The organism is Sulfuricaulis sp. (assembly GCF_040901545.1).
Taxonomy (GTDB): domain Bacteria; phylum Pseudomonadota; class Gammaproteobacteria; order Acidiferrobacterales; family Sulfurifustaceae; genus Sulfuricaulis.
Genome location: NZ_JBBDYL010000045.1, coordinates 157,348 through 177,056, shown reverse-complemented (window position 1 = coordinate 177,056; position 19,709 = coordinate 157,348). Strand labels below are relative to the sequence as shown.

Here is a 19,709-nt window from a genome sequence, read left to right as displayed (position 1 = left end):
TCTCTCTATGGTGTTAACGGATTATCCTGTGGACTTTGCCACCCGGGCCCCGTGACACGAATCCGTTCAGCTCCATTTGTAACAGCATGGAGGAAACGGCATCCGCCGTCAATCCGCTGCGATCGATCAGAGTGTCGACACTGACGGGATCGTGCCCGATGTGATCGAGCAGCGCCTTCATGTTTGCATCGGAAAGGGGTGGCGCGGTGGTGATTTCATTTTCGACCGGTAACGTCACGCTGGCCAGCGGTCCCAGCTCTTCAAGAATATCTTGCGCGGATTCCACGAGCTTGGCGCCCTGACGGATGAGCGCATGACAGCCGCGGCTCTGCGGTGCGTGGATTGAACCCGGAATCGCAAATACTTCGCGGCCTTGCTCGCCTGCCAGGCGCGCCGTGATCAGCGAGCCGCTTGGCAACGCCGCCTCAACCACCAGCGTGCCGAGCGAAAGTCCGCTGATGATGCGGTTGCGTATTGGAAAATTTTCCGGCAACGGCGGTGTATTCAGCGGAAATTCGGAAACGAGCGCGCCATGCCTGACAATGTCGTGTGCCAGATCGCGATGCCGCGCCGGATATACGCGGTCCAGCCCGGTTCCGGCTATCGCGATGGTATTTCCCCCCGCCCCGAGCGCGCCGCGGTGCGCCGCGCCATCGATCCCCAGCGCCAGACCACTGGTGATCGCCAGCCCGGCGCGAGCCAGTGCTTTGGCGAATGCCTGCGCATTTTCCCGTCCCATGGGGGTAGGATTGCGGCTGCCCACGATGGCCAGCTGTGGGTGCGCGAGGATCCGCCGCTGACCTATGATATAAAGCATGACCGGCGGATCGGGAATTTCACGCAGCAGCGGCGGATAATCGGGATCATCCCAGGTGAGCAGATGATGCTCGGGCTCGCCTAACCACTCGAAATCAGTCTTCAGCGCTGCTGTATCGGGTCCGGAAAGGATGGAGTTGATGGCCGCGTTTTTCCCGGTTAGGACCTGTTCCAGCAAACCGCGACCAGCGGAAAAAATTTTTTCAACCGACCCGAAATGTGCCAGCAGTTCGTGCTGTGTGCGCAATCCGGCGCCCGGCAGGCGTTGCAGCGTGAGCCACAGACTGAGGGAATCGTGAGAACCAGCTTGCGTCGGCGCGCCGTTCATGGCGCGCAGTTTACTCCAAGGTGGAATAATTTATGTAGCCGCCGGTTGCCGTTGCGCAGCACTTTCGGCATGGCGACTCAATGAACACTGTCGCTTGTGGCAGCCCGGAGAATTTCCTTCGAAAAAATCCGCCTCCCGGTGCGCGACGTTAGGGCGTTAGGGCGTGATGACCGCGTCCAGCATATGCACCGGGCGTGTGGAAGACATGACCAGCGCGTAGCTTATTTTCTCGAAGGTGCGGAACACCAAAACCAGTGCGGATTCCTCATCCGGCAACTTGTAACGCTCGCGCGTGATCGGATCCATGTGCGTCCCCACATGACGCATGACCCGCAGCACGGTGCCTTCTTCGATACCCTCGCGCGTGCCGAGCGAAATACCGACCACGGCATAAGTCCCGATTTCCGCCACCGCATTCAGCGCCGAAACAATTCTGCCTTCCACCAGGGTTTTGGGCGCGTGCGGATAGTAATACGGCAACGAGGGCTTTTTCGGCGCCACCAACAGGCGATCGGTTGGAAGGATTTCCTGCTTGACCTGGGTGATAACGAGCTTGCTGGGGTCGCCCGGCTCAAGACGGCGGGCGTCGCCCAGGTACAGTGCCTCGTATGCCAGCAACTCACCGGTATCGGGATGACGGATGGCATTCCCGGGACGGAAGACGTGATAAAACTCGGTTTCGTTTTCCTGCAGACCGCGGGCGTAGAATTGACTGTCGTTACCGAGTGCAATACGGTCATCGAGACCGATCGTGATGTAACCCGCCTTATCGAGTTCGTTTTCGCCAACCGCGAGCGGGCGCGTCAGAAAAGGCAAGATGGCATTCGGAGGAATGGTGGGGATGGCGGAGTCGAGCGGTTCACTGTGTACTCTCGGTGACAGCTTCACCGTGCGGCCGTCTCCCGGCGCGGGCATGGCCTCCATCGGTCTGGGTATCACAGCAGGAAGCACCGGCAAAGTTTCCTTGCGTAACACGGACAACTCCGGTTTGCCGTCCACCATGCGCAACACGACCACATCACCGGGATAAATCAGATGGGGATTTTTGATCTCTTGGTTGATCTTCCAGATTTTCGGCCATAGCCAGGGGCTTTTAAGAAAACGCGTCGAGATATCCCATAACGTGTCTCCCTTGACCACCGTGTAGCGTTCGGGGTGATCGGGCTTGAGCTGCACCGTGTCCGCCGATGTGAGTACCGGAAAGAGCAGGAACAGCGCAATAATAAAAGGGGTGAATCTGAATCCCAATCGGTGCTTAGGCGACATTCGTCCACATTCCGTGTAATCTGATATCGGTTTGAGTGTAGTCCATGCTGGCGTGCAACGCCAAGCCTGATTTATCGTCAAATTTTGTTGTTATTCAGTAGCATCCAGACTGATAATAATGCGATTTGACAGGAAGTAAACTAGCCGCCGGATCCCGTGGCGCAGCGCTTTCGGAGACGGCGGCAGGAGCGCTCAAGGAAACCGGGTTCACTGCGGCTACCTGCGCCCATTGCCGAAGGAGCGTTCGCCTCGGGCCCTGGGCGCTAGCCGCCGGATCCCGTGGCGCTAGCCACCGGGCTGAAAAAACCATGACGGTTCGCACCATCCTGCACTATCCCGACCCATGCTTGCGGCGCCGGGCCGATCCCGTAGCGGAAGTCACCGATGCCGTTCGCGTGCTGGTCGATGACATGGCTGAAACCATGTATCAGGCGCCGGGTATCGGTCTCGCCGCCATCCAGATCAACGAGCCATGGCGGATTATTGTTATCGATATCTCCGAGGGTCGCGATCAGCTCCAGATTTTCATCAATCCGGAAATTACTTTCCGGGAAGGCGAACAGGAGCTTGAAGAAGGCTGTTTGTCCGTGCCCGGAATATTCGAGCCGGTGACACGCGCCCGGCGTATCCGTGTGACGGCGCTCGATCGTGACGGCAAACCGTTCGAACGGGAGACCGAAGGTCTGCTCGCCACGTGCATCCAGCATGAAATCGATCATCTCGAAGGCAAAGTATTCGTCGATTATCTTTCGCGCCTGAAACAAACGCGGATACGCAAAAAACTCCAAAAACGCGAACGGACTCAAGGGCCGGGAGCCGGAGAACCCCGCAGGCAGTACGCGGACGACCGCCAGCCGTCGGCAGCCGCCGGCCGGTTGAATTCCAAAATATTATAGAAGGCTGCTGTTAAACCCGATTTCGGACAGGCGTGGTGCAAACCGGGGGGTAAATGCATGCCGATGAATCTGATATTTGCCGGGACACCCGAATTTTCCGTCCCCGCTTTCGAAGCGCTGCAGCACGCCGGGCATAACATAATCGCCGTATACACCCAGCCCGACCGTCCCGCCGGGCGCGGACGCCGATCGATCTCTAGTCCGGTTAAGCAATGCGCGGAAAAACACGGCATCGAAATCCGCCAACCGGAAAACCTTATCGGTGAAGTCATTCGTCTGCGCGCGGATGCGCCGGATGCCATCATTGTCATCGCCTTCGGTCAGATTCTCCCGGCCAGTGTTCTCTCCATTCCCCGGTTCGGTTGCCTTAACGTGCACGCCTCGCTGCTGCCGCGCTGGCGTGGCGCGGCGCCGATCGCGCGCGCGTTCGAGGCGGGTGATGCCGTGACGGGAGTCACCATCATGCAAATGGAAATTGGCCTCGACACCGGTCCGGTGCTGGCGCAAGCACAGACTCCCGTTCACGAGCATGACACGGCGCAAACGCTGCATGATCGTTTGTCACGGCTTGGCGCCGAGACCCTGATCGCAACTCTGGACCGTCTGGCGCGCGGCGAAATAACGCCGCGTCCGCAAAACGACGCCCATGCCTGCTATGCCACGAAATTGCTCAAGGAGGAAGCGCCGATCGACTGGCGTCAGCCCGCCCGGGTCCTGCACCGCAAGATTCGCGCGTTCGTTCCCTGGCCGGTGGCCTGTACTACCTGGCACGGCAAAACCCTGCGTTTGTGGGATGCGGCCTCACCGGAACATGGCCGTGCTCCTGCGGGCACGCCCGGCACGGTCGCTCGGGCCGATGCCACCGGCATTCTAGTATGGACCGGTGACGAAGCGATCACGATCACGCGGCTGCAAACCGAAGGTGGAAAAATTATGACCGCGGGTGAATTTCTCAATGGGCACAAACTCGCGGCGGGAGACCGGTTGGGATAATGACACGCACTGCGACGCGCGCCAATAGGCCGATTGCCAAACGAATCAATCCGCGTGCGCTGGCGGCCAAAGTCGTGGCAACCGTGGTCGGGCATTCACGTTACCTCGACACGGTGCTGGAGGAAACACTCCTGGCCTTGCCACCGGCACAGCAACGCGAGGCGGCGCTTATTCAGGAAATGGCATACGGGGTGTTGCGCTGGTTCCACCAACTTGAGTTCATCGCCGGGTTGCTCATCGCTAAAGCGCTCAAGGATAAAGACCGGGATGTGCAGGCGCTGTTGCTCGTGGGCCTTTATCAATTGCGCCACATGCGCGTGGCCAAACACGCCGCCGTAACAGAAACGGTGAGCGCCGCGGCCGCACTGAAAAAAACCTGGGCGAAAAATTTTATCAACGCCTGCCTGCGGACCTACCTGCGGGAAGAAACGGACATCCAGGCAAAGATCGCCCCAAATGAATCGGCCGCGTTCAGTCATCCGGCGTGGATGCTCGATGAAATCCGTTCTCACTGGCCCGAGGACTGGGAGAAAATTCTGCGGGCGAACGATGAACGCCCGCCGATGGTGCTACGAGTCAACCGGCTAAAGCGAACGCGCGCGCAATATCTGGCGCATCTCGCATCATGCGGCATCACCGCCCAACCGCTAGCTGACAGTGAAACTGCGGTCCTGCTGCCCAATCCCATGCCGGTGAGCAAATTGCCCGGTTTCAGTCAAGGCGAGGTCTCGGTGCAGGACGCGGCGGCACAATTCGCCGCGGTCTTGCTCGATGCGAAAGCGGGGGAGCGCGTGCTCGACGCCTGTGCCGCGCCGGGTGGAAAAACCGGACACCTGCGTGAGCACACACCTGAGCTGGCCGAACTGGTGGCGCTCGACCGGGAGCCGGCACGAGTGGTGTTGATCGATGAAAATTTATCGCGCTTGCGATTGCCGGCGACAGTCCTTACCGGTGACGCCGGCGAACCGTCGGATTGGTGGGACGGCCGGCCGTTTGACCGGATACTGGTGGATGTGCCTTGCTCCGCCATGGGCGTTATCCGCCGGCACCCGGATATCAAGGTACGGCGGCGTCCCGAGGACCTGCCGCGGCTCGTCGCGGCGCAGGCACGAATTCTTGAAGGGCTGTGGCCCTTGCTCAAGCCCGGAGGTAAGCTTCTGTACGTGACCTGCTCGATTCTGCCGGCGGAAAACGAAGATCAGGTGGCCGTCTTCCTGCGGCGTCATCCGGAGGCGGTGGCAGTATCCCTGCCGATGAACAGCGGGCGGGCGCGGGTGATCGGACGACAGATTTTACCGGGGGAGTCGGAAATGGATGGATTTTACTATGCGTGCCTTAGTAAGCGGTGATTGGCGATACGTTGCGGCCGCTGTGCTTGCCTTGGGATTCACGAGTGAGGTCACGGCTGAATTCAAGGTCACCGACGTGCAGCCGAAGTTCGTCGAGAAATCTCTTGTCCTTGCGGGCAATCTCGATTTGGGATTGAGCCCCAAAGTCGAGGAGGCGCTGGGCAAGGGCATTCCGTTGGACGTGGTCATCGAAATTCAACTGTACCAGCAGCGACGCTTTTTTTGGGATAAAAAAATTATTTTCTGGACGGTGCAGCGACGCATCCAGTATCACGCACTTTCGGGCCAGTACCTGGTCAGTTCAGGCACCGGCGATGCGGAAATCCGTGAAAGCCTGCTGACTCTCTCGGAGGCGCTCAAACAACTTGGCACGCTGAATGATCTCAAACTCGAACTTCCCGAAATCCCCGCTGATGATGGTTATTCCGTGGATATTCGCGTCAGCCTGGATATCGAAGCGCTGCCCACCCCGCTGCGGCCGGTGGCCTACACCTCGTTTGCCTGGCATCTCAACAGTGGATGGACCTCATGGAAAGTAGTGCACTGAATCGTTACGTCTCACGCCATGTCACCGGATTGACACCGCTGGTGGTGTTGTCGCTGCTGCTGATCGCCGCTTTTGTCATGATGAACGCGGCGGCCCAGAACTCGGCGCTTTTTGGGCGACTGTATTCAGTGCTATTGCTGGTAAATATTCTCGGCGTGCTGTTACTGCTCGCGCTGATCTTGCTCAATCTGTTGCATTTCGTAGAGCAGTACCGCGCCCGTGTCATGGGCACAAGGCTTACCCTGCGGTTGATGTTGATGTTCGTGGTGCTGGCGGTGCTGCCGGTCTCAGTGGTGTTCTTCTTCTCGATCCAGACGCTCAACCGCGGAATCGACAACTGGTTTGACGTCCGGATCGAACGCGCCCTCGATGATGCCCTGTTGCTCGGGCGCACGGCGCTCGATGCGCTCAAACTTGACCTGGTGAAAAACACTCAGGAAATGGCCGTGGAACTGGAAATGCTGCCGCGCGAGAAGCCGGTTCCGGGTCGCTCGGAGCTGTCCCTGCTCAGCCTGCTGCGGGAACAATACAACATCACGGAACTGACGCTTTTCTCCCAGGATGGAAGAATCATTGCCTCGGTGAGCGAGGCAAATTTCGAAACCGGTTCGCTGGTGCCGAGTCGTCCCAGCGACACGGTCCTCGCGCAGGCGCGTCAAGGACAGACCTACGCCAACATCGACGCCATCGGCAAATCGGGCCTGCGATTGCGCGTCGTGATTCCGGTGCGTACACGCGATGTGAGCGCGCCGCTGCGGGTATTGCAGGTTTTGCAAGCCTTGCCGCCACGCTATACAAAATTGGGCGAATCGGTGCAAACGGCCTTCGCCGAATATGAAAAGCTCGTGTACCTGCGCGGGCCGCTCAAGTTCGGGTTCACGCTCACGCTGTCCCTGATCGCCCTGCTCACCCTGCTGATTGCAGTTTGGGCGGCGATCTTCTCCGCCCGCCGTCTCACCACGCCGATCCGCGAACTGGCCGAGGGCACGCGCGCGGTGGCACGGGGCGATTACCAGATGCAGATTCCGGTCACAAGCAAGGACGAGATCGGGATCCTGGTCGGATCCTTCAACGAGATGACGCACCGCATTCATCGCGCGCAGACGCAGACCAAGCGCAGCCAGCAGGAAGCCGAGATTCAGCGCGCCTACCTCGAAACCGTGCTGGGTCACCTTTCCTCGGGCGTGCTGACATTCAACCAGCGCCTGCTGCTGCGCACGCATAATGCGGCCGCCGGCCAGATTCTCGGCGCCGATCTCAAGACTGCCGAGCGCAAGTCGCTGGCCTGGCTGGGCGAGACCTATCCGGCGCTCCGGCCGCTCACCGAGATCGTCCAGCGGGCGGCGGCCGCCGGCGAAAACGAGTGGCAGACACAGATCCAGCTGTCAGTGAATAATCAGCGCCGAACGCTGATGCTGCACGGCACTTCGCTTCCCTCCTGGCGCGGGAAACGCGGCGGTTATGTCGTGGTATTCGACGACATCACCATGCTCATCCAGGCGCAGCGCGACGCGGCCTGGGGCGAGGTCGCACGGCGCATGGCGCACGAAATCAGGAATCCGCTCACGCCCATTCAGCTGTCCGCCGAGCGCATTCGTCACAAATATCTTCGCGCGGTGTCGGACGACGAGCGGATCGCGCTCGACCGCGCCACGCGCACGATCATTGAACAGGTCGAAGCGCTAAAATCCATGGTCAAGGATTTCTCCGAGTACGCGCGCTCGGCCCAGATGCAGTCGCAGCCGGTCGACCTGAACGGACTGATACGTGATGTGGTGGAGCTCTACAAGAACGAACACGGACAAGCCGTCGAAGGCGTGGTTCCGTTGCGCCGGGCCGCGGAAAAAAATGATTTGGTGAGACTGCTTCGACCCATGGCAACCAAGCTCCATCTTGATGCCGACCTGCCCCGCATCTCGGCCGATCCGGGCCGGTTGCGACAGGTGCTGCACAACCTATTGATCAACGCGCACGATGCGCTTACGTCGACACCCAACCCCCGGATCCAGCTCAGCACCCGCCTGGTGGCGGAAAATGTCCATCGTTTTGTCGAACTGAAGGTGCAAGACAACGGGCCCGGCTTCCCCGAGGCGCTGCTGTCGCGCCTGTACGAACCGTATGTCACCACCAAGGAAAAGGGCACCGGGTTGGGACTGGCCATCGTCAAACGCATCGTCGAGGAACACGGGGGAATCATTTATGTCGAGAATCTCGCCGAACGCGGCGCCTGTGTCGTCATCCGCCTGCCGATCGGCGAAAGCACGCTGACGGGCGATGCGTCCTATGACCAATCGTCCGCGCGCGCGGAGAAAGAAGTGCGACACGAATGGCACGCTTACGGACCCAAGGACGGAAAGGCATGAATCCCGGATATATCCTGGTGGTGGACGATGAACCGGATATCTGCCGCCTGGTGCAGGAAATTCTCGAGGACGAACACTACAAGGTGGTCACGGCGGAAAACGCCGGAGCGGCAAGGGACGCTTTCAAGAAGCAGCGGCCGGACCTCGTGCTCCTCGATATCTGGATGCCGGACACCGACGGCATCAGCCTGCTGCGGGAATGGTCCGATTCCGGCAATCTCGAAATACCGGTCATCATGATCTCGGGACACGGAACGGTCGAGACGGCGGTCGAGGCTACCCGGCTCGGCGCCTACGATTTCATTGAAAAACCCCTATCCACGGGCAAGCTGCTGGTCACCGTGGAGCGCGCGCTGGAAAACGACAAGCTCCGGCGCGAGAACCTGCGACTGCGCCGCCAATCCGAACCGGCCAGCACGCTGATCGGCAAAAGCCCGCTCATGCAGCAACTGCGGGAGGACATCGAGCGGATTGCCGCAACCGACGCGTGGGTGCTCATCACCGGCGAGCCCGGCAGCGGCAAGGCGAACGCGGCGCGCTACCTGCACGCACACAGCGCGCGCAAAAACTCCCCCTTCGTCGAAGTCAGTCTCGCCGCGGTTTCCCCCGCGCAGCTGGCGGCGCAGCTGTTCGGACAGGAGCAAAGAGGGACGATCAATCCGGGCAGCTTCGAGCAGGCGGTGACCGGCACCTTGCTGCTGAATGAAATAAGCCATCTTGATTCCACCACACAGGCACGGCTGCTCGATGTCCTCGAACAGAAGCGATTTACACGCGTCGGCGGACACGAGCCGATCGAACTCGACGTGCGCATCATCGCCGCCAGCGACAAGAATTTGCCGACGGTGGTGGAGGAAAAAACTTTCCGCGAAGACCTTTACTATCTCCTGAACGTCGTGCCCTTGCGCGTGCCCTCGCTCCGCGAACACCACGAAGACGTGCCGGAACTCATTAATTTCTACGTCAACTGGATGGCAGACAATGAACACCTGCCGTATCGCAAGTTCACCACGGGCGCGCTCAACCTGCTGCGCAATTACTCATGGCCGGGCAATGTGCGCGAATTGCGAAACATGGTGCAACGGTTGCTGATCCTGAATCGCGGGGAAGAAGTGACGGAAGCCGAGGTCGAGCAGACGCTGGGCGGATCGCCCCCGGTCTCCGCCGAGGCCTACCCGCCGACACTGATGGAATTGCCGCTGCGTGACGCCCGCGACCATTTCGAAAAGGCGTACCTCGAGCATCACCTGAAGCGCACCGGCGGCAACGTCGCCGAGGTGGCGCGCCTGTCCGGCATGGAACGCACCCACCTGTATCGAAAACTCAAGCAACTCGGCGTAAATCCCAAACCGCCCAGGGAATAACGATGGCCATTGTCGATAACCTGGAAGCCATGCTCGCGCGCGGCCAGGACAGCGCGCTGCTGCGCTACAGCCTCGGCGCCGAATACCTGAAACTCAACCAGCCCGACAAGGCCGCTGTACAACTGCGCCAAGCCGTGGCGAAAGACCCGAAATACTCCGCCGCGTGGAAGCTGCTCGGCAAGGCTCTCGCTCAAGCTGGACAACAAGCCGAAGCGATCAGTGCCTATGAAGACGGGATTAAAGTGGCGGAAGAAAAAGGCGACATTCAGGCGGCAAAAGAGATGACGGTTTTTTTGAAACGATTGCAGAAGTAAATGTGGAGCGGGCTTCGCCCGCGCTCAACTGCATATTTGCGGGTAGCTCCGCCATTAGCTTTTCATCGTCGGCGCAGCCGACTCACTAATAAAAATCCGGCTCGCCATTCGGGCGGGTCTTGAATCTTTTATGCAGCCAAAAATACTGTTCCGGCTTTTCCCTCACCGCAATTTCGATTTCCTTGTTCATGCGCGTGGTGTCGGCAACCGGATCGCCGGAGGGGAAATCTTTCAACGCCGGGCGGAACTCGATCTCGTAACCGCGCCCCCAGTACAGTTGGCGGGTGAGGCACGGAATCACCACGGCGTTCGTCATCTCGGCGAGCCGCGGCAACACCACGAAGGTCGCGGCGGGAATGCCGAAGAACGGGGCGAAAACCGAGTTGCGCCGGCCGGCGTCCTGATCCGGCAAATAGTAAAGCGGCATACCGGAGCGAACCATGCGCACCAGCGTGGTGAACGGCTTGTTGTGCTCCACCAAATGCGCCCCGAAGCGGGTGCGAGCCCGATATACGACAGCAGCAAACAGCTTATTGACCGGATGGCGGAACACCGAAACTATCGGCCTGTCCGCCGAGATGCGTATGCCGCCGATGTCGAGCCCGAGAAAGTGCGGTGCGAGCAAGATGATGTTTTTCTTGTCGCGCAGGGCACTGTCGAAATGTTCGCGGCCGCGAAATCGGGTGATCCGCCGCAGGCGCGATTCCGACGCCCACCATGAAACGCCGATATCGAGCAGCGTCTGGCCGAAAGCGCGGAAATGCCGGCGCGCGATCCGCGTCTGTTCCGCCGGCGTCCGTTCCGGAAAGCATCTCCGGATGTTGACGTGCACGATGTGTCGGCGCGGTGCATGTAATGCATACAGCAACATCCCGAGGCCTCCACCCAAGACGGCAATCAGCGGCAATGGCAGCCAGCTCATCAGGCGCATGAAACCCAGCCCGATCCAAGAGAGCCCGTATCGCGGCCGTAAATAACGGGTCAGACTGTCCTTATCCATAAGGTGAGGGAGCGCCGCCCGGACGGGTTTTGAAGATCTTGAAAGTCCACATGTATTGCTCCGGCATCTCACGCAGGCCGGCCTCCATGGCGGCATTCATGTGCGCGGCATCCATCATTTCGTTTCCCGTCGGATAATTTGCCAGGGCCGGCCAAAACTTTACTTCATATCCCTTGTCGGTCAGGCGCGTCATGCACGGGACCACCAGCGCATTCGCCGAACGCGCCAGGCGCCCGAGGATGGGCAACGTCGCCGTGGGCACACCGAAGAAGTCGACGAACACCGAGCGTGCCGCGCCAAAGTCCTCGTCCGGGGAATAGTGAAAACTCAAATCCTGGTTGAGCGCGCGCAGCACCGGACGCAACCCTTCGCGCCGCTCAATCAGCCGAGCGCCATAGCGGGTTTGGCCACGCGCCAGCAACCAGTTGATGACTGGGTTCGGCTGAGCCTTGACCATGGTGCACGCCGGATGCCAGCGGCTCAGCATCGCCCCGCCGAAATTTATTCCGACGCAATGCGGCACCAGCAGAATGACGGGACGCCCGCTTTGCAGTGCGGCCTGATAATGATCCAATCCGAGATACTCGGTTTTGCGCTCAAGCCGCGCGCGCGCGGCCCATGCCAGAAACCCGAGATCGACATACGACTGGCCGGTGACACGGAAATGCGCGCGCTGCAGTTCCTGGCGCGCCCGCGGCTCCATCCGGGGGAAGCACATCTCGATGTTGATGCGCGCAATCTCGCGGCGTTTTTTATTCGAGATCATCATGAGAAAACCCAACGCGCTGCCCGCAAGCCGCGACCACGACAGCGGCAGCATCGCTAGCCACCGCAAGAAAAATATCCATAGCCAGCTCGGCCAGTAGCGCGGCGCATAACTTCTGCGAGCGGGCTTGCCTGCCTGAGAAGAATACGAACGATCCGGTGTTTTGGTTTTTGCTGTGCCGGTGGAATTCATCGATTGGCGATGGTGCGCCGGGTGTGTTCGCCCGGCGGCTTGGACTCCGCTCCATGGTGGGTTAGTCTTTACCAATGATTGCAAAAACGGCGCGGCGGCGCACCCCGTTTGTTCTCGCCGTCATCGTCTGGATCGTGGCGTTGGTGGCTTCGCAATGGGACGTCGTCAGCCGGCTCGATAACCTTTACCTCGACTGGAACCTGCGCCGCCTCGCCGAGCGATTCCCCCCCGACCCCGCCATCGTCATGATCGATATCGACGAGCCCACGCTTGAGGCCATGGTCCCCGAGTACGGGCGTTATCCATGGTCCCGCGCCGTATTCGGCCAGCTGGTGGAGGGGCTCGCGCGCCAGCAACCGGCGGCGATCGTGTTCGATATCCTGTTCATTGATCCGCAAAAAGAGCATGTGGCTGACGATCTTTTTTTCATTCGTACGGCCGCCGCCCTGCCCTACGTCTATTTTCCCATGGTGCGCCTGGACGCGCCGGAACCGGCAGACCGGGAAAAAGGTTTTCCTTTGAAAAACCTTGGTAACGCGCGGCGCGGACCGGGGGCCGACCCCGAGGCACGCGCCTCCCTGCTGCTACCCATGCCGGGGCTGGCCCAAACGGGACGGATCGGGACCATCAATGTCTTTGCCGACAGCGACGGGGTCATCCGCCGTTATCCCCTGTATCTCGATGCATATGGTTGGCACATTCCCTCCTTGCCCGCCCGGGTGGCGCAGGATCTGGGATATGCCGTGGCGGATACTGCGAACATCATGCTGACCTGGCACGGACCGGCCAAATCCTATACGGCGGTTTCTTTCTTCGATGTTTTCACCGATCTCGAACGTCGCCGACCACAACGGCCGCGCGATGAGTTCCGCGGCAAGATTATCATCATCGGCACTACCGCTTCGGGCCTGCACGACCTCAAGCTCACACCCATGGGAGCGAATTTTCCCGGTACCGAGGTGCTCGCCACCACCCTCGACAATCTTAAAAACGGCGCGCGTATCCATCAGTTGGCTTGGTGGGTGGCGCCGTTGCTGACGGGCATATTTCTGTCGATGCTGGCGCTGGCGTTCGCGCGCGGCATGAGTGTGCTAACGATTGGGGTGAGCTGGCTCGGCGTTACGCTGGCGGTCGCCATCGGTTGTTGGGCGGCGCTGGTGTATTCACGCCTCGCAATACCGGTGGTCGTGCCGTTGGTGTTCGGCGGCTGGTTCTACTATCTTCTGGCGTCGCTGCGGGCCTGGCGTCTCGAGCGCCAGAACCGTCAGCGCGTGACCACGCTTTTTTCGCGCTTCCTCGATCCGCGCGTGGTGGCCGATCTGGTGGAGCAGGGGGAAACTCATGACACGCTTTCCGGTCAGAAGCGGGAGATTACGGTGCTGTTTTCCGACATTCAGGGATTTACCGCGCTCTCGGAGCGCAAATCGGCGCCGGAAATCGTGGAACTGCTCAATCGCTATTTCAGCCTCCAGGTGGAGATTATTTTTCGGCACGGTGGGACGCTGGACAAATATATCGGCGATGCGATCATGGCCTTTTGGGGCGCCCCAACGGAACAGCCGGATCATGCGCTGCGCGCGCTGGCATGCGCCCGCGAGATGGAACAGGCGTTGATACGCTTCAAGCAGCAAGTCGGTCCCGACGGTGAATACTTTGACGTCGGTATCGGCATCCACACCGGTGAAGCCGTGGTAGGATTTATCGGCTCACCGCAGCACCGCCAGGATTACACCGTGATCGGCGATACGGTGAATACCGCAAGCCGCATCGAGGGTGCCACGCGCGGACGCTGCCGGATACTGGTATCCGCCGCCGTGCGGGACGCGTGTCAAACGCAATACACTTTTGTTGATCACGGACTCGTGAAACTCAAGGGCAAGGAATCCGAAGTTCAACTTTACGAGCCGAAATGGGAGTCATCATGAAACTATTACAGTCCTTCGTATTTTCCATCGGGCTCGCTGCCCTTGGTGCCGCTTTTGCCAAGGAAGCGGGCACCACGCGCACGGCCGTGGATTTGATGGCCACGCCGTACCGCGATGCGGCGCAGGCCGGACAACTGCCATCGAACACCTCGGTGGTGATCCTCGAGCGTCGCGGCGGTTGGCTGAAGATATCCGGGAAAAACAAGACCGGCTGGGTACGGCTGCACCAGGTCCGATCTGGCGAAGGACCGGAAGCGAAGGGCTCCGGCGAAGGATTGGAGATGCTGAAAAATGTCGGCAAGACAGGACGGTCGGGATCATCGGGGATTGTCGCCACCACCGGTATCCGCGGACTGAGTGCCGAAGAACTTAAGTCGGCGAAACCAAATCCCAAAGCAGTGGAAGCCTTGGCGGGGCACCGCGCCAACGATGCAACAGTCAGGGATTATGCGCGGCAGGCAGGGTTAAAAGACACGGACGTGCCGTATCTGAATAAGCCATGAAGGATGAATCCATGACGATTTTCAAAACGGCGTTGATCCTTATTGCGCTCTCGTTGGCCGTGCCACTGCCGGCGTCAGCCTTCAATCTCGACAAATTGCGTGACATCGGCAAGAAACTCGAGCCGCTCAAGTCGACTTCGGAAAAAGATGAAATCAATCTTGGCAGGGACGTGGCCGCCAACCTTCTCGGCGCGGCACCGCCGGTGAACGATCCGGCGTTGCAATCGTATGTCAACAAAATCGGCATGTGGATCGCGCTCCATTCCGACCGGCCGACCTTACCCTGGCATTTCGGCGTGCTGGACACGGACGGTGTCAATGCCTTCGCGACACCGGGCGGATTTGTATTCATCACGCGTGGCATGCTGCTGCGCATGCGGGATGAAGCCGAGCTGGCCGGGGTGCTGGCGCATGAAATCAGTCACGTAGTCGAAAAGCATGCCCTGAACACCATGCGCAAAGGGGCTCTGGCCGGCATGGCGGGTGAGGCTCTGAGCCGCAATAAACCTGAATACGCCAAGCTGGTCAGCACCGGGACTGAAATCTTCGCGCGTGGACTGGATAAGGAGGATGAGTTTGCCGCCGATCGCATGGGTGTAGTACTCGCGTCGCGGGCTGGATACGATCCTTATGGGCTGCCATCCGTGCTACAAACACTTTCCTCCATTAATCCGAAGGATAATGCGGTGGCGCTCATGTTCAAAACCCACCCCGATTCTGGAACACGACTGGAGTTGCTTACAGACTCCATGGATACCCATTTTGACCGCTATATTAGCCAACCCAAGGTGGAAAATCGCTTTTCAGAGATAATTAAATCCCACATTTCCAGATATAAGCCGCAGAAATAGGATGTGTTTACAACATTTAACATAATTAAGAATAACGCATCCTGTTTTATCTGAAAAATTATAGAAAAGTGGGATAACTTTAAATTAATAATGTATTTTATCGACTATCAGTGGTTTGATTGTTGTCAGTAAACTTGAAAATATGGTCTTATTGGTTTTTTCCTGCTGAGCTAATAACGATTTTATCTGCATCCGTTGCGAGGGCATGCGGAAACAGGCCGGACAATTGTCCATAATAGCCGGGAGATTCCCGCGCCGGGCAAAATCAGCGGTCTGGCGTTCGCGCACGTAGATGAAGGGACGAATAACGCGCAGATCTTTGGCATCGTTCACATAATGAGCCTTCATGGTGTGTAGGCGGCCGCCAAAAAAGGCGCTCATCAGGAATGATTCCGCGAGATCATCCAAATGGTGCGCCAACGCCAAGACGTTGAAGCCCTGTTTGCGTGCTGTGTCATAGAGAATTCCACGGCGCATGCGGGAGCAATAGGCACAGAATGAATTGCCACGCATGGTCTTGAGCGCGCGGCCCACGATATCGTGACGGCGGTAAAAATAGCGAACGCCCAGTGCGGGGACATATTCTTTCAAGAACGACGGATCAAAACCTTCGATGCCTGGATCCACGGTGGCCGCACCGAGCTCGAAGCGAACCGGTGCCTTGTCCCGCAAATGCCGCAGTACGTGGAGCAACGACAGGCTGTCTTTGCCGCCCGACAGGCCCAGCAAGACACGGTCGCCCGGATGGATCATGCTGTAATCGGCGATGGCTTCCCTGGCGGCGCGCAACAGGGGACGGGGCGGCCGAGGAATGGAAACCGGTATGGGTAGCGTATCGGGAGCTAGCATATTCTCCCAGTATGCCCAATCAGAATAATTTGTGCATAGGGCAGAGTAACATTTGTTAAGGCCAACATGAGCGAAGAAGTCAAAACCCTGTCTCCCAAAGAGACCTATAAGTTCATCCAGGAACATCCGAACGCCGTGTTCATCGACGTGCGTTCGCATATGGAATACCTGTTTGTCGGTCATCCGCCGGGGGCAATCCACATCCCGTGGATTGACGAACCGGACTGGAAAGTAAACCCGAATTTCATCACCCTGGTACGCCAGGCCATGCTCGGGGGTGCCAGCGGGGCGGCGCCCGTGGTGCTGATCTGCCGCAGCGGGGTACGCTCGCTCGAGGCCGGGCGAGTATTGATCAAGGCAGGAATCAAGGATGTTTACAATGTCGCCGGGGGGTTTGAAGGGGCGCTTGACGAACACCATCATCGCAGCAGCAAGGGTGGCTGGCGTTATCACGGTCTTCCCTGGGAACAGTGTTGAGACACCCGCTCGCGAGGGGAGTTAAAGCGTGTCAAACGCGAGCCGGATTGGTAAACTGCGCGGTCCTGCAGTTTTATAATTGAGCTAAGATGGAGTGGCTATGACAGACAGTTTTCTGTTTACCTCTGAATCCGTATCGGAAGGACATCCGGACAAGGTCTGTGACCAGATTTCCGACGCGGTCCTCGACGCCATTTTGAAGCAGGACAAAATGGCGCGCGTGGCCTGTGAAACCCTGGTAAAAAACGGCCTGGTGGTGGTTGCCGGTGAAATCACGACCGACGCGATTGTGGACTTCGACCAGATCGCGCGCCAAACCATCAAGCACATCGGCTATTCCGCCGGCATGGGGTTTGACTGGGATTCCTGCGGCGTGGTCAGCGCCGTGGGCAAGCAGTCACCCGACATCGCGCAAGGCGTGGACGAAGGCAAAGGACTCGACCTCGAACAGGGCGCCGGCGACCAGGGATTGATGTTCGGGTACGCCGCCAACGAAACCGATGTGTTGATGCCGATGCCGATCACGCTCGCGCACCGCTTGGTCAGGCGACAGGCTGAAATGCGCAAGTGTGGCAAACTGCCCTGGTTGCGTCCCGACGCCAAATCGCAAGTGACGGTCAAATATGTCAACCACAAGCCCATCGGAATTGACGCCGTGGTTCTGTCCACGCAGCACGCGCCGGGTACCAAGTACGCTGACCTCAAGGAGGCGGTCATCGAGGAAATCGTGAAACCCGTCCTGCCCCGCGAATGGCTCGGCAAAGATATCAAATATTTCATCAACCCCACGGGCAACTTCATGATCGGCGGTCCGGTGGGCGATTGCGGACTGACAGGCCGCAAGATCATCGTGGACACGTACGGCGGTATGGCACGACACGGCGGCGGGGCCTTTTCCGGCAAGGATCCGTCCAAGGTGGACCGCTCGGCCGCGTACGCCGGACGCTACGTGGCCAAGAACGTTGTCGCCGCCGGTCTTGCGGAGCGCTGCGAAATCCAGATGGCCTATGCCATCGGTGTGGCACAACCCGTGTCGATCCATGTCGATACCTTCGGTACCGGGAAGCTTCCGGACGATAAAATTGAACAACTCATCCGCGTGCACTTTGATTTGCGCCCCAAGGCCATCATTCAAATGCTCGACATGTTGCAACCGATTTATTTCCCGACCGCTGCCTACGGTCACTTCGGCCGCACCGAACCCTCTTTCACCTGGGAGCGCACCGACAAAGCCGAACTCTTGCGTGATGCCGCCGGTATCAAGGCGCGGAGCGCGGCTTCCGCATAATATTTCACATGTCGCCATGACGGTGAGGCGTTGCTCTCCGAGGAGCGTTGCAACCCCCAAAGCTTTTCGCTGGGGCCAGGCTCGGAGAGAACGCCGGTTAAAACAACGGCGCTCGCTCAATTCACGGAGCTAGCATCATGAACGCTGTCGTCAATCCGAAGTTCACCGATTACAAGGTCGCGGACATCAAGCTCGCCGACTGGGGCCGCAAGGAAATCCAGATCGCCGAGACCGAGATGCCGGGTCTCATGGCCTTGCGCGCGGAGTTCGGCGCGCAGAAACCGCTCAAAGGCGCGCGCGTCTCCGGCTCGCTGCACATGACCATCCAGACCGCGGTGCTGATCGAGACTCTCGTGGCGCTTGGGGCCGAAGTGCGCTGGGCGTCGTGCAACATTTACTCCACCCAGGATCACGCCGCGGCGGCGATCGCCGCCGCCGGCACCCCGGTATTCGCGTGGAAGGGCGAGACGCTCGAGGAATACTGGTGGTGCACCGAGCAGGCGCTCACCTGGCCGGGCGGCAAAGGGCCGAACATGATCCTCGACGACGGCGGCGACGCCACCATGCTGGTGCACAAGGGCGTGGAATTCGAGAAATCCGGTAAAGTGCCGAATCCCGAGCAGAACGCGAACGAGGAATGGAAGGTGTTCCTGGCGCTGCTCAAGCAGAGTCTCGCCGCCAACCCGAAGAAGTGGACCGAGGTCGCGTCGGGCCTACGCGGCGTGACCGAAGAAACGACGACCGGCGTGCACCGCTTGTACCAGATGCAGGAACGCGGCGAGCTGATGTTCCCGGCGATGAATGTCAATGACTCGGTCACCAAATCCAAATTCGACAATCTTTACGGCTGCCGCGAGTCACTCATCGACGGCATCAAGCGTGCCACCGACGTGATGATCGCCGGCAAGATCTGCGTGGTGCTCGGCTACGGCGACGTCGGCAAGGGTTGTGCCCAGGCGTTCCGCGGCTTGGGCGCGACCGTATGGATCACCGAAATCGACCCCATCAATGCGTTGCAGGCAGCCATGGAAGGCTATCGCGTGGTCACTATGGACGAAGTGGCGGACAAGGGCGACATCTTCGTCACCGCCACCGGCAACGTGCACGTCATCAACCACAGCCACATGAAAGCCATGAAGCACGAGGCCATCGTGTGCAATATCGGCCACTTCGATTCGGAAATAGACGTGGCATCGCTGGAAAAAAACTACCGCTGGGAAGAGGTCAAGCCGCAAGTGGATCACGTCATCTTTCCCGACGGGAAAAAGATCATCGTGCTGGCCAAGGGTCGTCTCGTGAACCTGGGCTGTGCCACGGGACATCCGTCGTTCGTAATGTCGGCCTCGTTCAGTAATCAGGTCATCGCGCAGATCGAGCTCTATAGCCATTACCAGAACTACAAGAATCAGGTCTACGTACTGCCTAAAAAACTGGATGAAAAAGTCGCGCGCCTGCACCTGATGAAAATCGGGGCCAAGCTCACAGGCCTGACCACGGAACAGGCCCAATACATCAATGTGTCGGTGGACGGGCCCTACAAACCGGATCACTACCGTTACTGATACGAAAGCGTGGTGCACCGCAACGCACGCTCGTACAAGGTGCCTGAACCGGGCTGAGTA

At 59.2% G+C, this 19,709-nt stretch carries 18 protein-coding genes and 1 riboswitch; of the genes, 13 read left to right on the top strand and 5 right to left on the bottom strand.

From position 1 onward, the window contains the following. Window positions 1-13 precede the first annotated feature (13 nt). Complete coding sequence (gene dprA, locus WD823_RS09220; protein WP_368429191.1) at window positions 14-1,144, bottom strand: DNA-processing protein DprA; 1,131 nt, start codon at window positions 1,142-1,144, stop codon at window positions 14-16. Window positions 1,145-1,300: 156 nt separating this feature from the next. Further along, the gene (locus WD823_RS09215) at window positions 1,301-2,410 is read right to left on the bottom strand and encodes a LysM peptidoglycan-binding domain-containing protein (protein ID WP_368429190.1); all 1,110 of its coding nucleotides are present in this window, start codon (window positions 2,408-2,410) and stop codon (window positions 1,301-1,303) included. A 308-nt stretch (window positions 2,411-2,718) separates the two neighbouring features. On the opposite strand from WD823_RS09215, the gene def reads away from it, so the two are divergent. The 7 genes from def (at window position 2,719) to WD823_RS09180 (ending at window position 10,236) form a co-directional block, all read left to right on the top strand. Beyond that, the gene (def, locus tag WD823_RS09210) at window positions 2,719-3,306 is read left to right on the top strand and encodes a peptide deformylase (protein ID WP_368429189.1); all 588 of its coding nucleotides are present in this window, start codon (window positions 2,719-2,721) and stop codon (window positions 3,304-3,306) included. A 63-nt stretch (window positions 3,307-3,369) separates the two neighbouring features. Continuing rightward, window positions 3,370-4,299 carry a methionyl-tRNA formyltransferase gene (gene fmt, locus WD823_RS09205; RefSeq protein WP_368429188.1) on the top strand — a complete coding sequence of 310 codons (930 nt, stop codon included), beginning with the start codon at window positions 3,370-3,372 and terminating at the stop codon, window positions 4,297-4,299. After that, the gene (gene rsmB, locus WD823_RS09200) at window positions 4,299-5,648 is read left to right on the top strand and encodes a 16S rRNA (cytosine(967)-C(5))-methyltransferase RsmB (RefSeq protein ID WP_368429187.1); all 1,350 of its coding nucleotides are present in this window, start codon (window positions 4,299-4,301) and stop codon (window positions 5,646-5,648) included. The genes fmt and rsmB overlap by 1 nt, the downstream gene beginning before the upstream one ends. Further along, complete coding sequence (locus WD823_RS09195; protein WP_368429186.1) at window positions 5,626-6,195, top strand: DUF4390 domain-containing protein; 570 nt, start codon at window positions 5,626-5,628, stop codon at window positions 6,193-6,195. Before rsmB ends, WD823_RS09195 begins: the two co-directional genes overlap by 23 nt. Beyond that, entirely contained in the window at window positions 6,177-8,558 is a 2,382-nt protein-coding gene (locus tag WD823_RS09190) for an ATP-binding protein (RefSeq protein ID WP_368429185.1), read from the top strand. Before WD823_RS09195 ends, WD823_RS09190 begins: the two co-directional genes overlap by 19 nt. After that, window positions 8,555-9,922: a sigma-54-dependent transcriptional regulator gene (locus WD823_RS09185; protein ID WP_368429184.1), complete on the top strand. Its 1,368-nt coding sequence runs from the start codon at window positions 8,555-8,557 to the stop codon at window positions 9,920-9,922. Before WD823_RS09190 ends, WD823_RS09185 begins: the two co-directional genes overlap by 4 nt. 2 nt (window positions 9,923-9,924) lie before the next feature. Next, window positions 9,925-10,236, top strand: coding sequence for a tetratricopeptide repeat protein (locus tag WD823_RS09180; protein WP_368429183.1), 312 nt, complete (start codon window positions 9,925-9,927; stop codon window positions 10,234-10,236). Window positions 10,237-10,321: 85 nt separating this feature from the next. On the opposite strand, the gene WD823_RS09175 is transcribed toward WD823_RS09180, so the two are convergent. Together WD823_RS09175 and WD823_RS09170 are read right to left on the bottom strand one after the other, a co-directional pair. Then, complete coding sequence (locus tag WD823_RS09175) at window positions 10,322-11,236, bottom strand: lysophospholipid acyltransferase family protein (protein WP_368429182.1); 915 nt, start codon at window positions 11,234-11,236, stop codon at window positions 10,322-10,324. Continuing rightward, entirely contained in the window at window positions 11,229-12,194 is a 966-nt protein-coding gene (locus tag WD823_RS09170; RefSeq protein WP_368429181.1) for a lipid A biosynthesis acyltransferase, read from the bottom strand. The genes WD823_RS09175 and WD823_RS09170 overlap by 8 nt, the downstream gene beginning before the upstream one ends. 74 nt (window positions 12,195-12,268) lie before the next feature. Here WD823_RS09170 and WD823_RS09165 point away from each other — a divergent pair, with 74 nt between their 5' ends. Genes WD823_RS09165 through WD823_RS09155 form a run of 3 tightly spaced genes read left to right on the top strand, consistent with a single transcriptional unit; the run spans window position 12,269 to window position 15,473 of the window. Further along, complete coding sequence (locus WD823_RS09165) at window positions 12,269-14,119, top strand: CHASE2 domain-containing protein (RefSeq protein ID WP_368429180.1); 1,851 nt, start codon at window positions 12,269-12,271, stop codon at window positions 14,117-14,119. Continuing rightward, window positions 14,116-14,622 carry an SH3 domain-containing protein gene (locus WD823_RS09160; protein ID WP_368429179.1) on the top strand — a complete coding sequence of 169 codons (507 nt, stop codon included), beginning with the start codon at window positions 14,116-14,118 and terminating at the stop codon, window positions 14,620-14,622. Before WD823_RS09165 ends, WD823_RS09160 begins: the two co-directional genes overlap by 4 nt. 11 nt (window positions 14,623-14,633) lie before the next feature. Beyond that, window positions 14,634-15,473: a M48 family metallopeptidase gene (locus WD823_RS09155; RefSeq protein WP_368429178.1), complete on the top strand. Its 840-nt coding sequence runs from the start codon at window positions 14,634-14,636 to the stop codon at window positions 15,471-15,473. A gap of 84 nt (window positions 15,474-15,557) precedes the next feature. Here the strand turns inward: WD823_RS09155 and WD823_RS09150 are convergent, their stop codons facing one another. Beyond that, window positions 15,558-16,322, bottom strand: coding sequence for a tRNA 2-thiocytidine biosynthesis TtcA family protein (locus WD823_RS09150; protein ID WP_368429177.1), 765 nt, complete (start codon window positions 16,320-16,322; stop codon window positions 15,558-15,560). A 66-nt stretch (window positions 16,323-16,388) separates the two neighbouring features. Between WD823_RS09150 and WD823_RS09145 the strand changes: the two genes are divergently transcribed. From WD823_RS09145 to ahcY, 3 genes are all read left to right on the top strand, one after another. Then, on the top strand, window positions 16,389-16,799 hold the full coding sequence (locus tag WD823_RS09145) for a rhodanese-like domain-containing protein (protein ID WP_368429176.1): 411 nt from the start codon (window positions 16,389-16,391) through the stop codon (window positions 16,797-16,799). A gap of 100 nt (window positions 16,800-16,899) precedes the next feature. Next, window positions 16,900-18,087: a methionine adenosyltransferase gene (gene metK, locus WD823_RS09140; protein ID WP_368429175.1), complete on the top strand. Its 1,188-nt coding sequence runs from the start codon at window positions 16,900-16,902 to the stop codon at window positions 18,085-18,087. 33 nt (window positions 18,088-18,120) lie between these two features. Beyond that, window positions 18,121-18,208, top strand: a riboswitch (S-adenosyl-L-homocysteine riboswitch). A gap of 16 nt (window positions 18,209-18,224) precedes the next feature. Next, the gene (gene ahcY / locus WD823_RS09135; RefSeq protein WP_368429174.1) at window positions 18,225-19,649 is read left to right on the top strand and encodes an adenosylhomocysteinase; all 1,425 of its coding nucleotides are present in this window, start codon (window positions 18,225-18,227) and stop codon (window positions 19,647-19,649) included. The last annotated feature ends 60 nt before the right edge of the window (window positions 19,650-19,709 follow it).

Coding starts and splice junctions, on each gene's coding strand:
- dprA (WP_368429191.1), bottom strand. CDS start 1,144: ATGAACGGCGCGCCGACGCAAGCTGGTTCTCACGATTCCCTCAGTCTG.
- WD823_RS09215 (WP_368429190.1), bottom strand. CDS start 2,410: ATGTCGCCTAAGCACCGATTGGGATTCAGATTCACCCCTTTTATTATT.
- def (WP_368429189.1), top strand. CDS start 2,719: ATGACGGTTCGCACCATCCTGCACTATCCCGACCCATGCTTGCGGCGC.
- fmt (WP_368429188.1), top strand. CDS start 3,370: ATGAATCTGATATTTGCCGGGACACCCGAATTTTCCGTCCCCGCTTTC.
- rsmB (WP_368429187.1), top strand. CDS start 4,299: ATGACACGCACTGCGACGCGCGCCAATAGGCCGATTGCCAAACGAATC.
- WD823_RS09195 (WP_368429186.1), top strand. CDS start 5,626: ATGCGTGCCTTAGTAAGCGGTGATTGGCGATACGTTGCGGCCGCTGTG.
- WD823_RS09190 (WP_368429185.1), top strand. CDS start 6,177: ATGGAAAGTAGTGCACTGAATCGTTACGTCTCACGCCATGTCACCGGA.
- WD823_RS09185 (WP_368429184.1), top strand. CDS start 8,555: ATGAATCCCGGATATATCCTGGTGGTGGACGATGAACCGGATATCTGC.
- WD823_RS09180 (WP_368429183.1), top strand. CDS start 9,925: ATGGCCATTGTCGATAACCTGGAAGCCATGCTCGCGCGCGGCCAGGAC.
- WD823_RS09175 (WP_368429182.1), bottom strand. CDS start 11,236: ATGGATAAGGACAGTCTGACCCGTTATTTACGGCCGCGATACGGGCTC.
- WD823_RS09170 (WP_368429181.1), bottom strand. CDS start 12,194: ATGAATTCCACCGGCACAGCAAAAACCAAAACACCGGATCGTTCGTAT.
- WD823_RS09165 (WP_368429180.1), top strand. CDS start 12,269: ATGATTGCAAAAACGGCGCGGCGGCGCACCCCGTTTGTTCTCGCCGTC.
- WD823_RS09160 (WP_368429179.1), top strand. CDS start 14,116: ATGAAACTATTACAGTCCTTCGTATTTTCCATCGGGCTCGCTGCCCTT.
- WD823_RS09155 (WP_368429178.1), top strand. CDS start 14,634: ATGACGATTTTCAAAACGGCGTTGATCCTTATTGCGCTCTCGTTGGCC.
- WD823_RS09150 (WP_368429177.1), bottom strand. CDS start 16,322: ATGCTAGCTCCCGATACGCTACCCATACCGGTTTCCATTCCTCGGCCG.
- WD823_RS09145 (WP_368429176.1), top strand. CDS start 16,389: ATGAGCGAAGAAGTCAAAACCCTGTCTCCCAAAGAGACCTATAAGTTC.
- metK (WP_368429175.1), top strand. CDS start 16,900: ATGACAGACAGTTTTCTGTTTACCTCTGAATCCGTATCGGAAGGACAT.
- ahcY (WP_368429174.1), top strand. CDS start 18,225: ATGAACGCTGTCGTCAATCCGAAGTTCACCGATTACAAGGTCGCGGAC.